General features: G+C 66.9%; 13 protein-coding genes. 8 read left to right on the top strand and 5 right to left on the bottom strand.

From position 1 onward, the window contains the following. Positions 1-49 precede the first annotated feature (49 nt). From pepF (ABC728_RS19065) to ABC728_RS19050, 4 genes are all read left to right on the top strand, one after another. The gene (pepF, locus tag ABC728_RS19065) at positions 50-1,969 is read left to right on the top strand and encodes an oligoendopeptidase F (protein WP_416618416.1); all 1,920 of its coding nucleotides are present in this window, start codon (positions 50-52) and stop codon (positions 1,967-1,969) included. Between the two features lie 295 nt (positions 1,970-2,264). Next, a complete protein-coding gene (gene pepF / locus ABC728_RS19060; RefSeq protein WP_416618415.1) occupies positions 2,265-4,172 on the top strand; it encodes an oligoendopeptidase F in 1,908 nt (635 codons plus the stop codon). Between the two features lie 69 nt (positions 4,173-4,241). Continuing rightward, positions 4,242-5,705, top strand: a complete 1,464-nt coding sequence (gene pabB / locus ABC728_RS19055) for an aminodeoxychorismate synthase component I (protein ID WP_416618414.1) — start codon at positions 4,242-4,244, stop codon at positions 5,703-5,705. Next, positions 5,702-6,448 (top strand): aminotransferase class IV, encoded by a 747-nt coding sequence (locus tag ABC728_RS19050; protein WP_416618413.1) that lies wholly within the window; start codon positions 5,702-5,704, stop codon positions 6,446-6,448. Before pabB ends, ABC728_RS19050 begins: the two co-directional genes overlap by 4 nt. Before the next feature lie 30 nt (positions 6,449-6,478). On the opposite strand, the gene ABC728_RS19045 is transcribed toward ABC728_RS19050, so the two are convergent. Continuing rightward, the gene (locus ABC728_RS19045) at positions 6,479-6,964 is read right to left on the bottom strand and encodes an Lrp/AsnC ligand binding domain-containing protein (RefSeq protein ID WP_416618412.1); all 486 of its coding nucleotides are present in this window, start codon (positions 6,962-6,964) and stop codon (positions 6,479-6,481) included. Between the two features lie 133 nt (positions 6,965-7,097). On the opposite strand from ABC728_RS19045, the gene putA reads away from it, so the two are divergent. Both putA and ABC728_RS19035 read left to right on the top strand, forming a co-directional pair. After that, positions 7,098-10,226 carry a bifunctional proline dehydrogenase/L-glutamate gamma-semialdehyde dehydrogenase PutA gene (gene putA / locus ABC728_RS19040; protein ID WP_445376461.1) on the top strand — a complete coding sequence of 1,043 codons (3,129 nt, stop codon included), beginning with the start codon at positions 7,098-7,100 and terminating at the stop codon, positions 10,224-10,226. A 247-nt stretch (positions 10,227-10,473) separates the two neighbouring features. Beyond that, complete coding sequence (locus tag ABC728_RS19035; RefSeq protein WP_416618410.1) at positions 10,474-11,196, top strand: response regulator; 723 nt, start codon at positions 10,474-10,476, stop codon at positions 11,194-11,196. A gap of 21 nt (positions 11,197-11,217) precedes the next feature. Here the strand turns inward: ABC728_RS19035 and ABC728_RS19030 are convergent, their stop codons facing one another. Both ABC728_RS19030 and ABC728_RS19025 read right to left on the bottom strand, forming a co-directional pair. Continuing rightward, positions 11,218-11,985, bottom strand: coding sequence for a response regulator (locus ABC728_RS19030; RefSeq protein ID WP_445376460.1), 768 nt, complete (start codon positions 11,983-11,985; stop codon positions 11,218-11,220). Beyond that, complete coding sequence (locus ABC728_RS19025) at positions 11,877-12,578, bottom strand: hypothetical protein (protein WP_445376459.1); 702 nt, start codon at positions 12,576-12,578, stop codon at positions 11,877-11,879. Before ABC728_RS19025 ends, ABC728_RS19030 begins: the two co-directional genes overlap by 109 nt. Positions 12,579-12,849: 271 nt before the next feature. Here ABC728_RS19025 and ABC728_RS19020 point away from each other — a divergent pair, with 271 nt between their 5' ends. Continuing rightward, positions 12,850-13,773, top strand: a complete 924-nt coding sequence (locus ABC728_RS19020; protein ID WP_416618408.1) for a peptidoglycan-binding domain-containing protein — start codon at positions 12,850-12,852, stop codon at positions 13,771-13,773. A gap of 188 nt (positions 13,774-13,961) precedes the next feature. Beyond that, entirely contained in the window at positions 13,962-15,029 is a 1,068-nt protein-coding gene (locus ABC728_RS19015; RefSeq protein ID WP_416618407.1) for a Glu/Leu/Phe/Val family dehydrogenase, read from the top strand. Positions 15,030-15,082: 53 nt separating this feature from the next. On the opposite strand, the gene ABC728_RS19010 is transcribed toward ABC728_RS19015, so the two are convergent. Continuing rightward, on the bottom strand, positions 15,083-16,636 hold the full coding sequence (locus ABC728_RS19010) for a SpoVR family protein (RefSeq protein ID WP_416618406.1): 1,554 nt from the start codon (positions 16,634-16,636) through the stop codon (positions 15,083-15,085). Continuing rightward, positions 16,633-17,955, bottom strand: a complete 1,323-nt coding sequence (locus tag ABC728_RS19005; RefSeq protein ID WP_416618405.1) for a YeaH/YhbH family protein — start codon at positions 17,953-17,955, stop codon at positions 16,633-16,635. Before ABC728_RS19005 ends, ABC728_RS19010 begins: the two co-directional genes overlap by 4 nt. Between the last annotated feature and the right edge of the window lie 320 nt (positions 17,956-18,275).

Below are 18,275 nucleotides of genomic sequence, written 5' to 3'. Positions count from 1 at the left end.
GACGGCCCCACGGGAAAAGCAAAGCAGCCGAACAGGGAACAGCATGCACATGCCAAACAGCCATACCCTCACCGCCGCCACCCGCCGCCTGCTGGGCGCCACGGCGCTGGCGCTGGTCGCCGCCCTGGCCCCCGTGGCCGTGGCGGGTGCCCAGGAAACGCCGGCCGCCGCGGCCGACGCGAAGCCGGCCGTCGATCCGCGCTATGTCTGGGATCTGACCCCGATATTCAAGGATGACGCCGCCTGGGAGGCCGGGCGCCAGCAGGCGCTGGCTGAGTTGCCGGGGGTTTCGGGGCTGAAGGGCACACTGGGCACCGACGCCGCCACCTTGCGCACCGCCCTGGACCGCATGTCCACCGTGGGCCACATGGTGGAAAAGGTGATGGTCTACGCCTATTTCCAATATTCGACCGATACGCGCAATCCCACCTTCCAGGAACGCTGGAGCCTTTCGCAGTCGCTCGCCGCCCAGGGGCAGGCCGCCATCGCCTGGCTGTCGCCCGAAATCCAGACCATCGGCGCTGAGAAGATCGAAGCTTTCATCAAGGCCGACAAGGGGCTGGAGAAGCACGCCTTCCGCCTGCACGACATCCTGCGCCTGAAGGCGCACACCCTGTCAGCGGAGACGGAGGCGGCGCTTGCCGCCTATGGCCCCGTGATGGGGGCCGCCAGCAACACCTATTCCGCGCTCGCCAATGCCGATATCGACTGGCCCCAGATCACCCTGCCAGACGGGACGGAACGCAAGCTGAACCAGGCCGGCTATCAGGCGCTGCGCCAGCATGCCGACCGCGCCGTGCGCAAGCAGGTGTTCGACACGTTCTGGACCAAGTTCGGCCAGTATGCGACCAGCATGGGCAACACGCTGAACGCCGCCGTCCAGGCCGGCGCCATCGATGCCAAGCTGCGCTCCTATCCGACGGCTGTGGCCGCGTCGCTGGCCGCCAACGACATTCCCGAATCCGTCTACCGCACCCTGGTGGCAGAGGCGAACAAGGGCCTGCCCACCCTGCACCGCTATTTCAAGCTGCGGCAGAAGATGCTGGGCCTGCCCGACCTGCATTATTACGACATCTATCCGTCCATGGTGTCGCTGGACAAGAAATACACGCTGGATGAGTCGCGGGCCATCACGCTGGCCGCCACCAAGCCGCTGGGCAAGGCCTATACCGACCGGCTGGCGGAACTGACATCGCGGCGCACCATGCATGTGCTGCCGGCCGAGGGCAAGGACAGCGGTGCCTACCATTGGGGCACCTATGGCGTCGATCCCTATGTCTTCCTGAACCATCAGGACGATTACAACTCGATGTCCACCTATGCCCATGAATGGGGCCACGGCATGCATTCGGCCCTGGCACAGGCGGCACAGCCCTATGAACTGGCCGGCTATTCGCTGTTCGTGGCGGAAATCGCGTCCACGGCGAATGAAATGCTGCTGACCGATTACCTGGTGTCGAAGGCCAAGAGCAAGGAAGAGAAGCTGTTCTATCTGGGCCAGTCGCTGGAGAATCTGCGGGCCACCTTCTATCGCCAGACCATGTTCGCCGAATTCGAACTGGCCACCCATGATGCGGTGGAACGGGGCGAGGCGCTGTCGGGCGCCAAGATGACCGAAATCTATTGCGGCCTGCTGAAGAAGTATCACGGCCACGACCAGGGCGTGATGCAGATCGACGAGAAATATTGTGCGGAATGGGCCTTCATCCCGCATTTCTACCGCCCCTTCTATGTCTACCAGTACGCCACCTCCATCGCGGCCGGCACCTATTTCGCCGAACAGGTCGTCAAGGGCGGGGCCAAGGCACGGGAGAATTATCTGAACGTGCTGCGCGCCGGCGGGTCGGAATATCCGGTGCCGCTGCTGGCCAGGGCCGGGCTGGACATGGCGTCCGGCGCGCCCTATCAGGCGCTGATCCGGCGCATGGACGCCACAATCGACCAGATGGAAAAGCTGCTGGCCCCGTAATACGTATCTGCATTGATCAGACCCTATGGCCTGATCAATGCATCCCTCATGCGCCGGGCGCCGCCATCCGGCGGCTGGGCTTGCGCGCGCATGGGCGCGCCAACCAGGTTGCGATGAGTTCAACTCACCGCACCTTGGTATAAAGCCGTTGGCAATCGCCCGGTACCGGCCCCCCCGCCGGTGCCGGGCGGGTCCTCCGCACCCGCCACGCCCCAGGCTTGCGCCCAGGTTCTCGGGAACCGTTGCCCATGCCCGTCCGTTGCGATACCTCACGGCAAAATCAAGAGGCCGAGAAATGACCCTGTCTGTCTTCCGCACCCGCCTGGCCGGTGCGGCCGCCATCGCGCTGGCCGCCGCCGCCATCATCCCCGCCGCCGCCATGGCACAGGCCCAGTCCCGACCGGCCGCCGGCGTCCCGGCCCCGGACCGTGATGTCTGGGACCTGACCCCGCTTTTCAAGGACCGCGCCGCCTGGGATGCCGAGCGCCAGTCGGTGGCCGACGCCATCCCGCGCCTGTTGGCGCTGCGCGGCACGCTGGGCAATGACGCCGCCAGCCTGCGGGCCGGGCTGGATCAGATTTCCGCGGTGCGGCTGCGCTTCTACCGGCTGGCCGTCTACATGTCGACGCAGTTCAGCACGGATGCCCGCGATAATGCTGCCCAGGAAGGCAGCAGCGTGATCCGGCAACTGGGCGCCGACATCGGGGCCGCCACGGCCTGGCTGGACCCTGAAATCCAGGATATCGGCGATGACAAGATCGAAGCCTTCATCCGCCTGGACAAGGGGTTGCAGAAGCACGCCTTCGCCCTGCGTGACGCGCTGCGCAACAAACCCCATACGCTGACCCGCGATACGGAGGCGGCCCTGGCCGCCGTCGGCCCGGCCATGTACGGCGCCGGCACCACCTTCCAGCTTCTGACCAGTTCCGACATCGACTGGCCCAGCATCACGCTGGCCGACGGGTCCAGCGTCAAGATCAACCAGATCGGCTATTCCCGGCTGCGGGAGAGCCCGGACCGCGCCGTGCGCAAGCAGGCCTTCGACACGTTCTGGACCAGGTTCGGCCAGTACAGCAACACCAATGGCAGCCTGCTGGCCAACCGTATCCAGGCTGGCACGGCGATGGCCAGGCTGCGCCACTATCCCACCGCCGTGGCGGCGTCGCTGGCCGCCAACGACATTCCGGAAACGGTCTATCGCACGCTGGTGACGGAAACCAACAAGGCCCTGCCCACGCTCCACCGGTATCTGAAGCTGCGCCAGCGGATGCTGGACCTGCCGGACCTGCATTATTACGATATCTATCCGCCGCTGGTGCATCTGGACCGCAGCTTCCCCATCGACGAGGCGCGCCGCCTGACACTGGCCTCGGCCAAACCGCTGGGCCAGGATTATGTGAAGGGGCTGGAGGAAGCGCTGGACGGCCGCTGGATGCATGTGTACCCGGCCGACGGCAAGCGGCCGGGTGCCTATCAGACCAGCGTCTATGGCGTGCACCCCTATGTCTTCCTGAACCATCAGGACACGTTCGACAGCGTCTCGACATTCACCCACGAATGGGGCCACGGCATGCACACCAAGCTTGCCAACGCCAGCCAGCCATTCGAGACCGCGAGCTATTCCCTGTTCGTGGCGGAAGTTGCATCGACGACGAACGAGATGCTGCTGGCCGACCATATGCTGAAAGGGGCCAAAACCAGGGAAGAGAAGCTGTTCTATCTGGGCCATGCCCTGGACAGCCTGCGCAGCACCTATTTCCGTCAGACCATGTTCGCCGAATTCGAACTGGCCACCCATGACGCGGCGGAGCGGGGAGAGGCGCTGTCAGGCGCACGGATGACGGCGATCTATTGCGACCTGCTGAAGCGCTATCAGGGCGACGAACAGGGCGTGATGAAGATCGACCCGAAATATTGCGCCGAATGGCAGATGGTCAGCCATTTCTACCGGCCCTTCTATGTCTACCAGTATGCCACCTCCATCGCGGCGGCCGCCTATTTCAGCGAGCAGATCGCAAAGGGCGGCGCCAGGGAACGTGACAATTACCTGGCCGTGCTGAAGGCCGGCGGGGCGGAATATCCCTATCAGCTTCTGAAGAAGGCGGGCGTGGACCTGGCCACCCCCGCCCCCTATGAGGCATTGATGCGCCGGATGAACACCATCATGGACCAGATGGAAAGGCTGCTGGACGAGAAGCGATGACAGACGGGGGAGCATCGATGCCGCGCAAGGGCATTGTTGAACGCCCCGCCTGCCGCTAACGTGGCGCGCATGACCAGCCCCGCCCTGCCCCATGTCCTGCCCCTTTGCCTGTCCGACCCGATGGCGGCCTTCGGTGCGCTGGCCGGGCGGCGCGGTGCCGTCTTGCTGGATGGCGGGGCCGCCGATGCCGGGCGGGCCCGCTACAGCATCCTGGCCGCCGATCCCTTCGCCTGGATCGAAGCGGCCGGGGACGGGAGGGTGCTGCGCGACGGTGGTCCCCTGGCCGCCGATCCGTTCACGGCCCTGGAACAGGCCCTGCGCCCTTTCGCGCGTCCGGCCGCGGGCGGGGAACTGCCCGCCTTCACCGGCGGTGCCATCGGCTTCATGGGGTATGAGCTGGGCCGCCATCTGGAACGGCTGCCACCCCCGCATGCCATGGGCCTGGACCTGCCTGACATGGCTTTCGGGCTGTACGACACCGTCGCCGTGCTCGACCACGCGACGGGAACGGGGTGGGTGATCAGCGGGGGGGAGCGCGAGGCCGATCCCGCCGCCCGGCCCGCCTTGGCGCGACGTCTGGCCCGGGATCTGGCGGACCGGCTGGCCGCCGCCCCCGCCCTGCCGCCGGACACGGGTGACGGGCTGATGCGCCCGCCCGGCTGGCAGGCGGAACTGGACCCGGCGGATTATCGCCACCGGGTGGCCCGCATCCTGGACTATATCCGCGCCGGCGACATCTACCAGGCCAACATGACCCAGCGGTTCCTGGGCCGGCTGCGCCCCGGTGTCACGGCCTGGGATGCCTATCGCCGCCTGCGCCCGCGCATGGCCGCCCCGTTTTCGGCCTTCCTGGATCTGGGCGGCGGGCGGGCCGTGGCCTCCGGCTCCCCGGAACGGTTCCTGTCGCTGTCGGCCGGTGGCGCGATCGAGACACGGCCCATCAAGGGCACCCGGCCCCGCCATGCCGATCCCGTCCGTGACGCGAACCTCGCCGCCGAACTGCTGGCCTCGGAAAAGGACCGGGCGGAAAACCTGATGATCGTCGACCTGCTGCGCAACGATCTCTCTCGCGTGGCCGATATCGGCAGCGTCAGGGTGCCCGGCCTGTGGGAACTGGAAAGCTACCGCACGGTGCATCACCTGACATCGGTGGTGACCGGGCAGCTGCGGTCCGGCCTGGGGCCCCTGGACCTCCTGCGCGCCACCTTCCCCGGCGGATCCATCACGGGGGCGCCCAAGATCCGCGCCATGGAGATCATCCACGAACTGGAACCCGCACGGCGCGGCCCCTATTGCGGGTCGGTCATGTGGATCGGCTGGGACGGGGCGATGGACAGTTCCATCGTCATCCGCACCGCCGCCCTGGCCGGCGACCGGGTGCAGGTGCAGGCGGGCGGCGGCATCGTGGCCGACAGCGACCCGGAAGAGGAATATCAGGAAAGCCTGACCAAGGCGCGCGCGCTGCTGACCGCCTTCGACCCGGCCATGGCCTGGCCCCCGGTCGCCAGCCGGGAACAGGAGGAAGCGGCATGAGCGTCATCTGGCTGAACGGGGCGTTCCTGGCCGCCGACAAGCCGGCATTGCTGGCCCATGACCGGGGGTTGACGCTGGGCGACGGGCTGTTCGAGACCATCGCCGTGAAGGCCGGCGTACCGCTGCGCCTGGACGCCCATCTGAAGCGCCTGCGCGAAGGGGCGGATTTCCTGGGCCTGCCCGTGCCGCTGGACGATACGGGCCTGCATGACGCCATCCTGGGTCTGGCCGGCGCCAACGGCCTGACGGAAGCGGCGGTTCGCCTGACGCTGACAGCCGGTCCCGGCCCGCGCGGCCTGCCCCGGCCGGAGGTGCCGGCACCCACCCTGATGCTGGCCGCCGGCCGCATCCCGGCAGAGGCGCCGCCGGCCCGGCTGGTGATTGCCCGCACCACCTGCCGCAACGAGAAATCGCCCCTCTCGCGGCTGAAGACACTCAATTATCTGGACAGCATCCTGGCCCGGCGCGAAGCAACGGCCCGCGGGGCCGACGATGCCATCCTGCTGAACAGCCAGGGCCGCGTGGCGGAAGCCACGGCCGCCAACCTGTTTCTTTCGCTGGACGGCCATTGGGTCACCCCGCCGGTTTCCGACGGTGCCCTGCCCGGCACCATGCGCGCCGCCCTGGTCCGCAACTGGCGGGCGCAGGAGCGGCCCGTCAGCGTGGAAGACCTGCACCGGGCCGACGATTATGTGCTGACCAACGCGCTAGGCATCCGCAAGGTGCTGAAAATACTGGATTAAATCCTTACCTGGGTGGGGAATTCCTGATTGTCACCGCCCCGGCACGGGCAGGACATGGGTGTTCTTGACCTCTTCCATCACCATATAGGTATGGGTCTGCGATACCCCCTTGATGGATGTCAGTTCACCCAGGAAGGCGCGGTAATCGGCCATGTCCGCCACCCGCACCTTGATCAGGTAATCGAAGCCGCCCGCCACCATGTGCGCTTCCTGCACATCATCGAAACGGCGCATGGCATCGGCGAAGATCCGGAACGCATCGGACGTGGTGTGATCCAGCCGCACCTCGACATAGGCGGCCAGCGGCCGTTCCAGCCGGTCGGGGTCCAGCAAGGCCACATATTGGCGGATATAACCCTCGCGCTCCAGCCGGCGCACACGTTCCAGGCAGGGCGTGGGCGACAGGTGGATGCGGCGGGCCAGTTCCACATTCGATATCCGGCCCTCTTCCTGCAGGATGCGCAGGATGTTCTGGTCGATGCGGTCGAGCTTCGCGGCCCCTGGATCGCTTGTCATCATTTCGTCCGGCAAATTGGCGCTTTATCCATATTATATCCTGCATATTCCCTATATTTGGAGAAAAATCACACAGCTTTCTTGCCATAATGCGGTGACTTTCACCACACGAACGGCCAACGGAGTGACGGCGATGACCACCGCCAGCCTGGGCGAATTGCGCGCGGCCCTGCGCGCCACCAAACATGCCGACGAGGTATCCGCCGTCTCGCGGCTTTTGCGGGCGCACGGGCTGTCCGCGGCCGAGCGCCAGGGCGTGCATGAGCGTGCCGTGGCCATCGTGAACGCCGCCCGCAAGCGCCGCCGGGAACTGGGGCCGCTGGATAATTTCCTGCAGGAATTCGGCCTGTCGAACAATGAGGGCATCGCCCTGATGTGCATCGCCGAATGCCTGCTGCGCATCGCCGATCCCGATACGGCCGACCGGCTGATCGCCGAGAAGATCGCGCAGGGCCAGTGGGATGCCCATCTGGGCCGCAGCGACAGTGCCTTTGTGAATGCCGCCGCCTGGGGCCTGATGCTGACGGGCAAGATCACCGACCTGGAGCGCGGCGGGGAACGCGACGCCGGCAGCTTCCTGAAACGTCTGGTCGCCCGGTCGGGCGAAAGCGTCATCCGCACGGCCATGGGCCGGGCCATGCGCGTCATGGGCGGCCATTTCGTGCTGGGCCGCACCATTCGGGAAGCCATGGCGGAGGCCCGCAAGGCCAGGCCGGCCGGGACCGTCCATTCCTATGACATGCTGGGCGAGGGCGCCCGCACCTGGGAACAGGCCGACCGGTATCTGGATGCCTATGTCAAGGCCATCGACGCCGTCGGGGCGGAGGCTGCGGGCCGCGGGCCGGTGGCGGCGCCGGGCGTGTCCATCAAGCTGTCGGCCCTGCACCCGCGCTATGTGCAGGCGCAGAAGGCCGATGTGCTGGCACGCCTGGTACCGGCCGTCAAAGGGCTGGCGCAGCAGGCCAGGTGCTGGGACATCAACCTGACCATCGATGCGGAAGAGGCCGACCGCCTGGACCTGTCGATGGACGTCCTGTCCGCGCTGTCCCACGATCCGGACCTGGCCGGGTGGAACGGGCTGGGGCTGGCCATCCAGGCCTATTCCAAGCGCACCCATATCCTGGTCGACTGGCTGGTGGCGCTGGCCCGGTCGGCCGGCCGCCGTCTGATGGTGCGGCTGGTCAAGGGGGCCTATTGGGATACCGAAATCAAGCTGTCGCAGATCGCCAGCCATGATGATTATCCGGTCTTCACCCGCAAGGCGGCCACGGACCTGTCCTATCTTGTCTGCGCGCGCAAGATGCTGGCCGCGCAGGACGCCATCTATCCGCAGTTCGCCACCCACAATGCCTATACCATCGCCGCCATCCTGCATCTGGCCGGCGACAATCGCGACCTGGAGTTCCAGCGCCTGCACGGCATGGGCGAACTGCTCTATACCGCGACGCGGGAGGTGTTCCCGGACATGCCGCGCGTGCGCATCTATGCGCCCGTCGGCACGCATGAGGACCTGCTGCCCTATCTGGTCCGCCGCCTGCTGGAGAACGGCGCCAACAGCAATTTCGTCAACGCCTATATGGACCCGGACATACCCGTGTCCGACGTCGTGGCCGATCCGGCCGCTTTCCTGGAGAGAGAAGGCATGCTGCGTCACCCGCGCATCCCCACGCCCGCCGACATCTATGGTGCGGAACGCGCCAATTCCAAGGGCTTCGACCTGACCGCACCGGAGAAGGTGGAAGCGTTGCAGGCCAGCATGAAAGCCGCGCTGACCCGCCCCTGGACGGCCGGTCCCATCGTGGGCGGGCAGACGCTGGACGGGCCGGTCCTGCCCGTGTCCGACCCGGCCAGGCCTACCCGCCAGGTCGGCACGGTCGTGTCGGCCGGTCCGCAGGCGGTGGAACAGGCCCTGTCGCTGGCCACAGCGGCCCAGCCCGGCTGGGACCGGGCCGGCGCCGACCACCGGGCCACCTGCCTGGAACGCGCTGCCGACCTGATGGAAGAGGACATGCCGGCCCTGCTGGCCCTGCTGTCGCGCGAGGCTGGAAAGACCCTGCCCGACGCCGTGGCGGAGGTGCGGGAGGCCGTGGATTTCTGCCGCTATTATGCCGTCCAGGCCCGCACCGGGCTGAAGCCGGTCCTGCTGCCCGGCCCGACGGGGGAGCGTAACGAATTGCATCTGACCGGCCGCGGCGTCTTCGCCTGCATCAGCCCGTGGAACTTCCCGCTGGCCATTTTCACGGGCCAGGTGGTGGCGGCGCTGGTCGCCGGCAATGCCGTCATCGCCAAGCCCGCCGAGCAGACGCCGCTGGTCGCCGCCGAAGCCGTGCGCCTGCTGCACCGGGCCGGTGTGCCGGGTGACGTGCTGCATCTTCTGCCGGGCGACGGTGAAACGGTGGGCGCACCGCTGGTGGCCGACCGGCGCGTGGCCGGCGTCTGCTTCACCGGTTCGACCGAAACGGGCCGCGCCATCAACCGCAGCCTGGCCGACCGCGAGGGGGCCATCGTGCCGCTGATCGCCGAAACGGGCGGCCAGAATTGCATGATCGTCAATTCAACCGCCCTGCTGGAACAGGTGGTGGATGATTGCATCACCTCCGCCTTCCTGTCGGCGGGCCAGCGCTGTTCCGCCACCCGCGTCCTGTTCGCGCAGGAAGAGATCGCCGACAAGCTGGCCGACATGCTGGCCGGTGCCATGGACCTGATCCGGCTGGGCGATCCGATGGAGATCACGACCGATATCGGCCCCGTCATCGATGACGACGCCCGCGACATCCTGGTGAAGCATGCCACCCGGATGGATGGCGAGGCCCGGCTGGTCAAGGCCGTTTCCGTCCCGGAAATCCTGCGCGACGGTACCTTCTTCGGACCGCGCCTTTACGAGATCGACGGTCTGTCACGCCTGAAACGGGAGGTGTTCGGCCCCATCCTGCACCTTGTCCGTTTCAAGGCGTCGGACCTGGATAAGGTGGTGGCGGAGATCGCGGCCACGGGCTATGGCCTGACATTCGGCGTGCATAGCCGGCTGGAAGGACGCGCCCACAACCTGTTCAAGGCGTTGCCGGTCGGCAATACCTATATCAACCGCAACATGGTGGGTGCTGTCGTGGGCGTGCAGCCCTTCGGCGGCCAAGGCCTGTCGGGCACGGGGCCGAAGGCCGGCGGCCCGCACTACCTGCATCGTTTCGTGACGGAAAAGACGCTGACGGTCAACACCACGGCGTTCGGCGGCAATGCCTCCCTTCTGGAACTGGGGGCCTGAGGCCTCGCCCCTTCCTGCCATCCATGGCGAGCCCATAGAGGGGAAGGGGCAACCCATTGCGGTTTTATTTATGCCGAATATGAACAATTTAAGATAGCAAACCCATCTGCCACGCCGTTGGAAAGGCTGCCCCAAAGAAGGTGTAGCACCGTCCAACGGCTTCATTTTTCAGACAAAACCGGGTATAGGCGAAGGGCCTGCGTGTCGTGACCGACGCTTCTTGTCCCCTTTATGGAGCCTTTTCCGGATGGCCGAGATCGCCGATGCCCCGCTGGTCCTGATCGTTGAGGACGAGCCCGCAACCCGCGCATTGCTGGCCGGGTATTTCCATCAGGCCGGCTTCCTGGTGGCAGAAGCCGAGAATGGAAAGCAGACGCGGGAGGTGATGCAGCGCCAGCCGCCCGATCTGGTGTTGCTGGACATCGAACTGCCGGACGAGGACGGGTTCAGCCTGGCGCGCAGCATCCGCGAGATATCGAATGTCGGCATCATCATCGTCACCCAGCGTGCCAATGACGGCGACCGCGTGTTCGGCCTGGAAACAGGCGGCGACGATTATGTGACCAAGCCGCCCAACCCGCGGGAATTGCTGGCCCGCGCCCGCAACCTTCTGCGCCGGACCCATCCCAGCAAGATGCATAAGGCCGAAGGAACGGTGCGCTATTTCGCGGGCTGGACCATGGATCTGGCCCGCCGCCGTCTGGTCGATCCGCAGGGCCTGGAAGTGCGCGTGACGCGCGGGGAGTTCGAGTTGCTGGGCCTGCTGGTGCGCTCCGGCGGGCGGGTCGTGACGCGCGACCAGTTGATCGACGCGGTCAGCGGCACCGACCGCAATCCCAACGACCGCACCATCGATGTGCTGGTCAGCCGCTTGCGCCGCAAGATGCAGGATAGCGGCTCGATGGATGTCATCCTGACGGAAAAGGGCCTGGGCTATCGCCTGGCGGCCGAGGTCACGGACCAGGCCTGACCGGTCCGTCGCGGCCCGTCATCATCGCGACAGCCTGTCCCGCCGGAAGGCGGCCAGGCCCGCCATGCCGGCGGTGAAGGCCGACCTGATCTGGCCGGCATGATCACGGGCGGCGGCACCGTCCTGCCGCTTGGCGGCCGTATCGGCGGCCTTGGCCAGGGTGGCCAGCGCCGGCAGGCCCACCGTCAGGGCGCCGGACGCCAGCTTGTGTGCGGCACGGCCCAGGGCCGGCACATCCCCATCCTGCAATGCCTGGTCGATCTGGTCCAGGGTGGCCGGAGCGTTGCGGGTGAAACTGTCGATGATCTGCGCCACCCGCTCGGCCCCCAGCAGGGTCAGATGCTCATCCAGCACGGCGAGGTCCAGCACGGCCGGGCCCCTTTGCGGGGAGGACGGCACGGATGGCGGTGCCGATGATGATGCCGGCGGCGGGGATGCCGCCACCTGCCCCCGCCTTTCCAGAATGGCGCCCAGGCGCTCGGCCAGCCCCTCCGGCGTCACGGGCTTGGTCAGCATGCCTGACAGCCCGGCCCGTGCGCGAAGCCGGTCCGGCACGATATCCACGCGGGCGCGCATCAGGATCACGGGCGGTCCGCCGCCGCGCCTGATGCACCAGGACAGGGCCAGGCCGCTGTGCCGGCCGATGCGCGCGGCGATCAGCGCTACATCCGGCCCTTCCATCAGGGCCATCTCCAGCGCCATCTTGGCATCGTCGGTCTCCTCCACCCAATAGCCGGCCCGTTCCAGCAACAACCGCACCAGCGTGCGCCCCACGGGGTCGTCATCCACGACCAGGGCCGAGAGGCCGTTGGGGGCGACGGGTGCCGGCCGGGCCTGGACGGCGGGCGGCGGCTCGGGTGCCGGCGGCGGGGCGGCCTCCCCCCCCGCTCACCAAGCCGTTGCCGGACCAGGGCCCGCATCTCAGCCACCTCGTTGCGCAACAGGCGAAGCTGAATGGCCTGGGCCGGGGTCCCCGGCGCCGCCGCCAGCGCCTCCAGCTCCACTTCCATGCCGGTCAGTCGGCTGGACAGGCTGTCGGCGGTCAGATGCAGGATGGCGACCGGCACGCCCGCTTCGGCTGGCGCCCCGGCCCGGGCCGGGCCGGCCGCACCGAAGCCGCGGATGATCGGCGCGGACACCGGCAGCAGCAGGAAGCCCGCCAGCATGCCGCCGCCCATGACCAGCGCGCCCGCATCCCCGCGGGCCCACATATAGGCAGCGCAAACCTGGCCCAGCATGGTAACCGCCAGCCAGAGCGGGCCCAGCCAGGATGGCCCCCGCCCGCCACGCCAGGACCAGAAGGACAGCGCCACGACGCCCAGCAGCCGCATCCCCAGCAGGGTCGGCGACGGCCCCAGCAGCAGGATGTCCAGCAGCGTCATGATCAGAAGCCACGCGCCGCCGGCCACCATCAGGTCCGGCGGCAAAGCGTGGCTGTCTTGATGAGGTGGGGGCGATGCGGACAAATCGGCCTTCGAAAGGACAAGATCGCCGCTGATTATAGGATCGGGTCGAAGGGCGGTCCATCCTTCCGGTACATGCCGGCCGAATGACCACTCTTTCCTTGCCATCCACCGGCCGGGGTGTCATCCCTTTGCTGCGACGCCACAGGAAGGGCGTCCTCGGTCGGTTCCGCCTCAGGGGTGCATAGACGTGTTCGTGCCGGTTCGTTTCCGTTCCGCCCGTTCCCTTCTCCGTCACGCGGCCGGCGCCACGGCCCTGACCTTGCTGCTGACTGTCGCGGTGCCGGTGGCCGGCGCGCAGGACCAGCCGAATGCCGCGACCATCCAATGGGCGCAGCAGATTCTGGACCAGCAGGGCTTCTACCAGGGGCGCGCCAGCGGCCGGATGGACAGCGCCACGGCCGCCGCCATCGCCAATTACCAGCGCAAGAACGGGCTGAAGGCCACGGGCCGGCTCGATCAGACCACCATCGACCGCATGCTGGAAAGCAGGCCCGAGCGGCAAGGCGTCGGCAATCTGGCCGACCCTAACAGCCGGGCCCGCGCCAGCCAGCCGCTGAACCTGCGGGAAGAGGATGTGCGGCCCCAGGCGGCACCCGTCACCGCCGGCGTCGAACGCGGCGGCGGCACGGAAAGCACCCTGCTGGGCGTGTCGCGCGGGGCGGCGGAAACGTCGCCGCCGCGCACCGCCGCACCACCCGCCGCCAGCACGCCCGCCCCGGCTTCGGGCGTCGACCGGGGGGATGTCGGCACGACCATCGCCGGCCGCTTTGACGGCCCCACGGCCGCGCCTGCCAGCGGGGTCGAGACCGAGGTGATGATGGACAGGCAGGAGGGCGAGGATGGTTTCAGCCTGTCCGCCGCCCCCGATTGGGTCCGCTACGGCCTGATCGGCGGTGTCGGCGCGCTGCTGATCGGCATGCTGGGGTTCTGGTGGGGCAGCGGCCGGCGCGCCACGAAGCCCGCCCCCCGCGCCGCCGCACCCAAGGGCCGGCCGCAAGGCACGGGGGCGCCCCGCCGTGAGCCGACGCTGGGTGGCGATCCCGCCCGGCAGGATGGGCGCCGCGACCCTGTCCTGACGGCCCCCAGCCGCGATCCGCACCGCACACGCTGACGCAAGATCGGCATGTGAACGGACCCGCGACAGGAAATTTTCCGAAACCCCTGTCCGGTGTGCGTTTCGTGCGGAACCCCGCCGAACAACGAAATCGACCTGGAAAGCCGTCCAAGCCTAGACTTTCGCTGTAAAAGCCGCCCACGGCAGAGGCGGTGACAGCGATCCCCAGGCCGGAGACCCTTTCCATGCTGTTCGATTTCCCCGATTTCGATGATCACGAGCTGGTTCTTTTCGGTCGCGACACGGCGACCGGCCTGTCGGCCATCATCGCCGTGCATTCCACGGCGCTGGGTCCGGCCTGCGGCGGCTGTCGCATGTGGCCCTATGCCAACGACACGGAGGCCATGCGTGACGCGCTGCGCCTGTCGCGCGGCATGAGCTACAAGAACGCGATGGCCGGCCTGCCGCTGGGCGGGGGAAAATCGGTCATCATCGGCAACAGCCGCACGGACAAGTCCGACGACCTGTTCCGTGCCTTCGGCCGCGTCATTGACAGCCTGGGCGGCAGATATATCGCAGCCGAGGATGTGGGCATCACCGTTGCCGACGTGATGACCATGGGCCAGACCACACGGCATGTCGCCGGCCTTACCGGCGGACATGACGCCTCCGGCGACCCCTCGCCCTTCACCGCCTATGGCGTCTATCTGGGTATCAAGGCCGCCGCCCGGCACAAGCTGGGCGCCGACAGCCTGAAGGGCGTGCGTGTCGCGGTGCAGGGACTGGGCAATGTCGGCAGCCATCTGTGCCAGCATCTGGCCGATGACGGCGCCGTGCTGACGGTCACCGACATCCACGCCGACAATGTGCAGCGCGCCGTCGACCGGTTCGCAGCCGTTTCCGTGGCCCCGGAGCGCATCCATGCGGCCGAGGTCGATGTCTATGCGCCCTGCGCCCTGGGGGCTGTGATCAACCCCCGGACCCTGGCCGAGTTGAAGGCCACGGTCGTGGCCGGGGGCGCCAACAACCAGCTTGAAACCGACGCCATGGGCGAGGCCCTGCGCAGTGCCGGCGTGCTGTACGCGCCGGATTATGTCATCAATGGCGGCGGCATCATCAATGTGTCCGCCGAAGTGACGCACGCCTACGACCGCGAATCCGTGCTGCGCCAGGTCGAGCGTATCCCCGCCACCTTGTCGGAGATTTTCCGGCGCGCCGACCGCGAGGCGCGGCCGACCAGCGCCGTGGCCGATGAGATGGCCCGCGAAATCCTGGCCGCCGGCAAGGACGGGCAGAAAAAGGCGGCAGCCTGACCGGGCTGCCCCTGGCGGCCGGTGCCGGGCGGATACGGGGAGGGAGGACGGCGTCACCCTCCCCCCAGCACCACGCGCGGGCTGACCGCGATGCGCCGCAGCGGGGTGCCACCGGGCGTCTCCACCTCGGCCAGCACGACCTCGTACCCCCACAGGTCGGCCAGATGCTGCATGACGGGCCGCGCCTCCTCCTCGTCCAGCAGGATCTGGTTCATCACGTGATGTTCCAGCATCAGCTTGCGGTCACCGACCAGGTCGACATCGACGATCTGGATATCGGCCTCCGCCCAGGCGATATCATATTGCCGCGCCAGTGCCTGACGCACGGCCCGGTATCCGCGTTCGTCATGGATGGCGGCCACCCTCATTTCCGGATCGCTGGCATCATCGGCCACATGGAACAGCCGGAACTTGCGGATGATGGCCGGTGACAGATATTGCAGGATGAAGCTTTCATCCCGGAAATTGGCCCAGGCGTCGCGCAGGGCACCCATGGCATCGCCCTTCCCGGCCAGGTCCGGGAACCAGACCCGGTCCTCGTCGGTGGGCCGGGTCGCGATGCGCTCGATATCCTGCATCATGGCAAAGCCCAGGGCATAGGGATTGATCCCGCCATAGCGCCGGTCATCGAAATCGGGCTGGAACACCACGTTGGTGTGACTGTGCATCGCCTCCATCCAGGCGCCGTCCGTCAATTGCCCCCGTTCATGCAGGGTGGACAGGATGCGGTAATGGCAATAGGTGGCGCAGCCCTCATTCATCACCTTGGTCTGGCGCTGCGGATAGAAATACTGCGCCACATGGCGCACGATGCGCAGGATTTCCCGCTGCCAGCCCTGCAGGCGCGGCGCCTTCTTTTCCAGGAAATAGAGGATATTCTCCTCCGGCAGTTCCAGCACGGCACGGCGGCGGTCGCGGTCGGACAGGGGGCTGGCCCCGCCCGCCTTGGTCGGCACGGTGCGCCACAGGTCGTTGAAGGTGCGCTCGGCATGTTCCAGCCGCTCGCGTGCGCGTTTTTCCTCGTTGCGCAGGTCGGGGCCGCGGCGGCGGGGATAGCGGTGGACGCCGTGGTTCATCAGGGCGTGGGCGGCATCCAGCACCCGCTCCACCATGGCATGGCCATACCGTTCCTCGCACTGGGTGATATAGGCCTTGGCGAAGGACAGATAGTCCAGGATGCCGTCGGCATCCGTCCACTGCCGGAACAGATAATTGTTCTTGAAGAAATGATTATGGCCGAAGGCGGCGTGGGCGATGACCAGCGTCTGCATCGTCATGGTGTTCTCTTCCATGATGTAGCTGATGCAGGGGTTGGAATTGATGACGATCTCATAGGCCAGGCCGCGCTGGCCCTTGCGGTACATGGCCTCGTCACGCGCAAAATGCTTGCCGAACGACCAATGCTTGTAGAAAAGCGGCATGCCGATGCTGGAATAGGCATCCAGCATCTGCTCCGACGTGATCACCTCGATCTGGTTGGTATAGACATCCAGCCCCATTTCGCCCACGGCCACCTTCTCGATGGCGTCATAGACGCGGCGGACCTTGTCGTAATCCCAATCGGCACCGGTATAGAGCGGGTTGCCGTCGAAGGCTGTCAGGGTCATGCGCTCACCTCCGCCGGCTGGCCGGCCTTGTCCCTGGCGAACAGTTCACGGAACACGGGATAGATCTCACGCCGTTCCGTCACCCGCCGCATGGCCAGCGCGCCGCCGGCCTCGATGGTCTTGTAGGTGCGCCACAGGTCGGTTTCCCGCGATCCGCCACCATAGGGCAGGCCGGGACTGATCCCCTCCTGCCCCACTTCCAGATAGGCATAATACTGGCAGACGGGCAGGATGGTCCCGCCCATCAGTTCCGCCGTCCGGGTATTGTCGGACAGGGCATTGTCGCCGTCACTGGCCTGTGCGGCATAGATGTTCCATTCCGCGGGCGGGTAGCGTTCCTTCACCACCCGCGCCATCTCCTCCAGCGCCGTGGACACCACGGTGCCACCCGTCTCGGGGCTGTAGAAGAAAGTCTCCTCGTCCACCTCCTGTGCGCGGTGGGTGTGGCGGATGAAGACCACGTCCACATGCTTGTACCGCCGTGACAGGAACAGGTAGAGCAGCATGTAGAAACGCTTGGCCAGGTCCTTCATATGCTCGGTCATGCTGCCCGACACGTCCATCAGGCAGAACATCACGGCCTGGGCCGCCGGGCGCGGCGTGGCCGCGAACCGGTTGTAGCGCACGTCCACCGGATCGATATAGGGGATGCGCTGGGTCCGCCGCAGCGCCTGTTCCAGTTCCTCCCTGGCCAGGGCCAGACGGTCCCGGTCGCGGCCCGTCCGCTCCAGATCATCGATCTCCTGCCGCAGGGCCTTGATCTCGTCGCCCGTGGGACGGTTCAGGGCCATGCGCCGGGCCAGCGAGTTGCGCATGGTGCGCACAAGGTTGAGGTTGGCGGGCGAGCCGGAAACCGAATAGCCGGCCCGGTGCCAGTCCATGGCGTCCGTCACGGCCAGCTTGCGCTTGGCCAGGTCCGGCAGTTCCAGGTCTTCCAGGAACAGGTCGATGAATTCCTCCCGGCTGAGGACGAAGCGGAACTCGTCCTGGCCATCACCATCCTCGGCCCCCTCGCTGCCCGCGGCACCGCCGCCGCCGGATGGCGGGCGCTTGATCTTGTCGCCGGACAGGAACTCCTTGTTGCCGGGGACGACATGGTCACGCCGCCCGCCCGAGGATGCGCGATGCAGCGTCGGCTCCCGGATGCCGTCAGGGGAAATGGCGATATCGCCGCCCATATCGATGTCGCGGATGCCGCGCTTGGCCGACGCATCGCGCACGGCCCGCATCACCTGTTCCTTGGCGCGGCGCAGGAACCGCTGGCGGTTGGCCAGCGACTTGCCGGAAGGGTTGAGACGTCGGTCGACAATGGTGAACAAGGTTGCACCGTCCTTTCGATGGCCCTTCCGGTCACCGTTCCTCCACCGTCATTCCCGCGAAAGCAGGAAGCCAGAACCAGGGTGAAGGTCCAGCAGCCGGAGACGCATTTAGCACCGTCGTCTGGATTCCCGCTTTCGCGGGAATGACGGTGGAGAGGGCCTATTTTCTGTGCCTGGAAACCTTCCCATCTGAATAAAATTGCGACCTCTCCATTCCGTTGCCCTTGTTACGAACGCTAAGTTCAGCCGAAGGAACGAATGTGGAGAGTTGCCGTGCAAATTGGAGAGCTTCCTGCTTTGTTGAACATGCAGTGAGCGAA

The sequence above is a fragment of the Niveispirillum fermenti genome (assembly GCF_052474395.1).
This window is presented reverse-complemented; position numbering and strand designations above follow the sequence as displayed.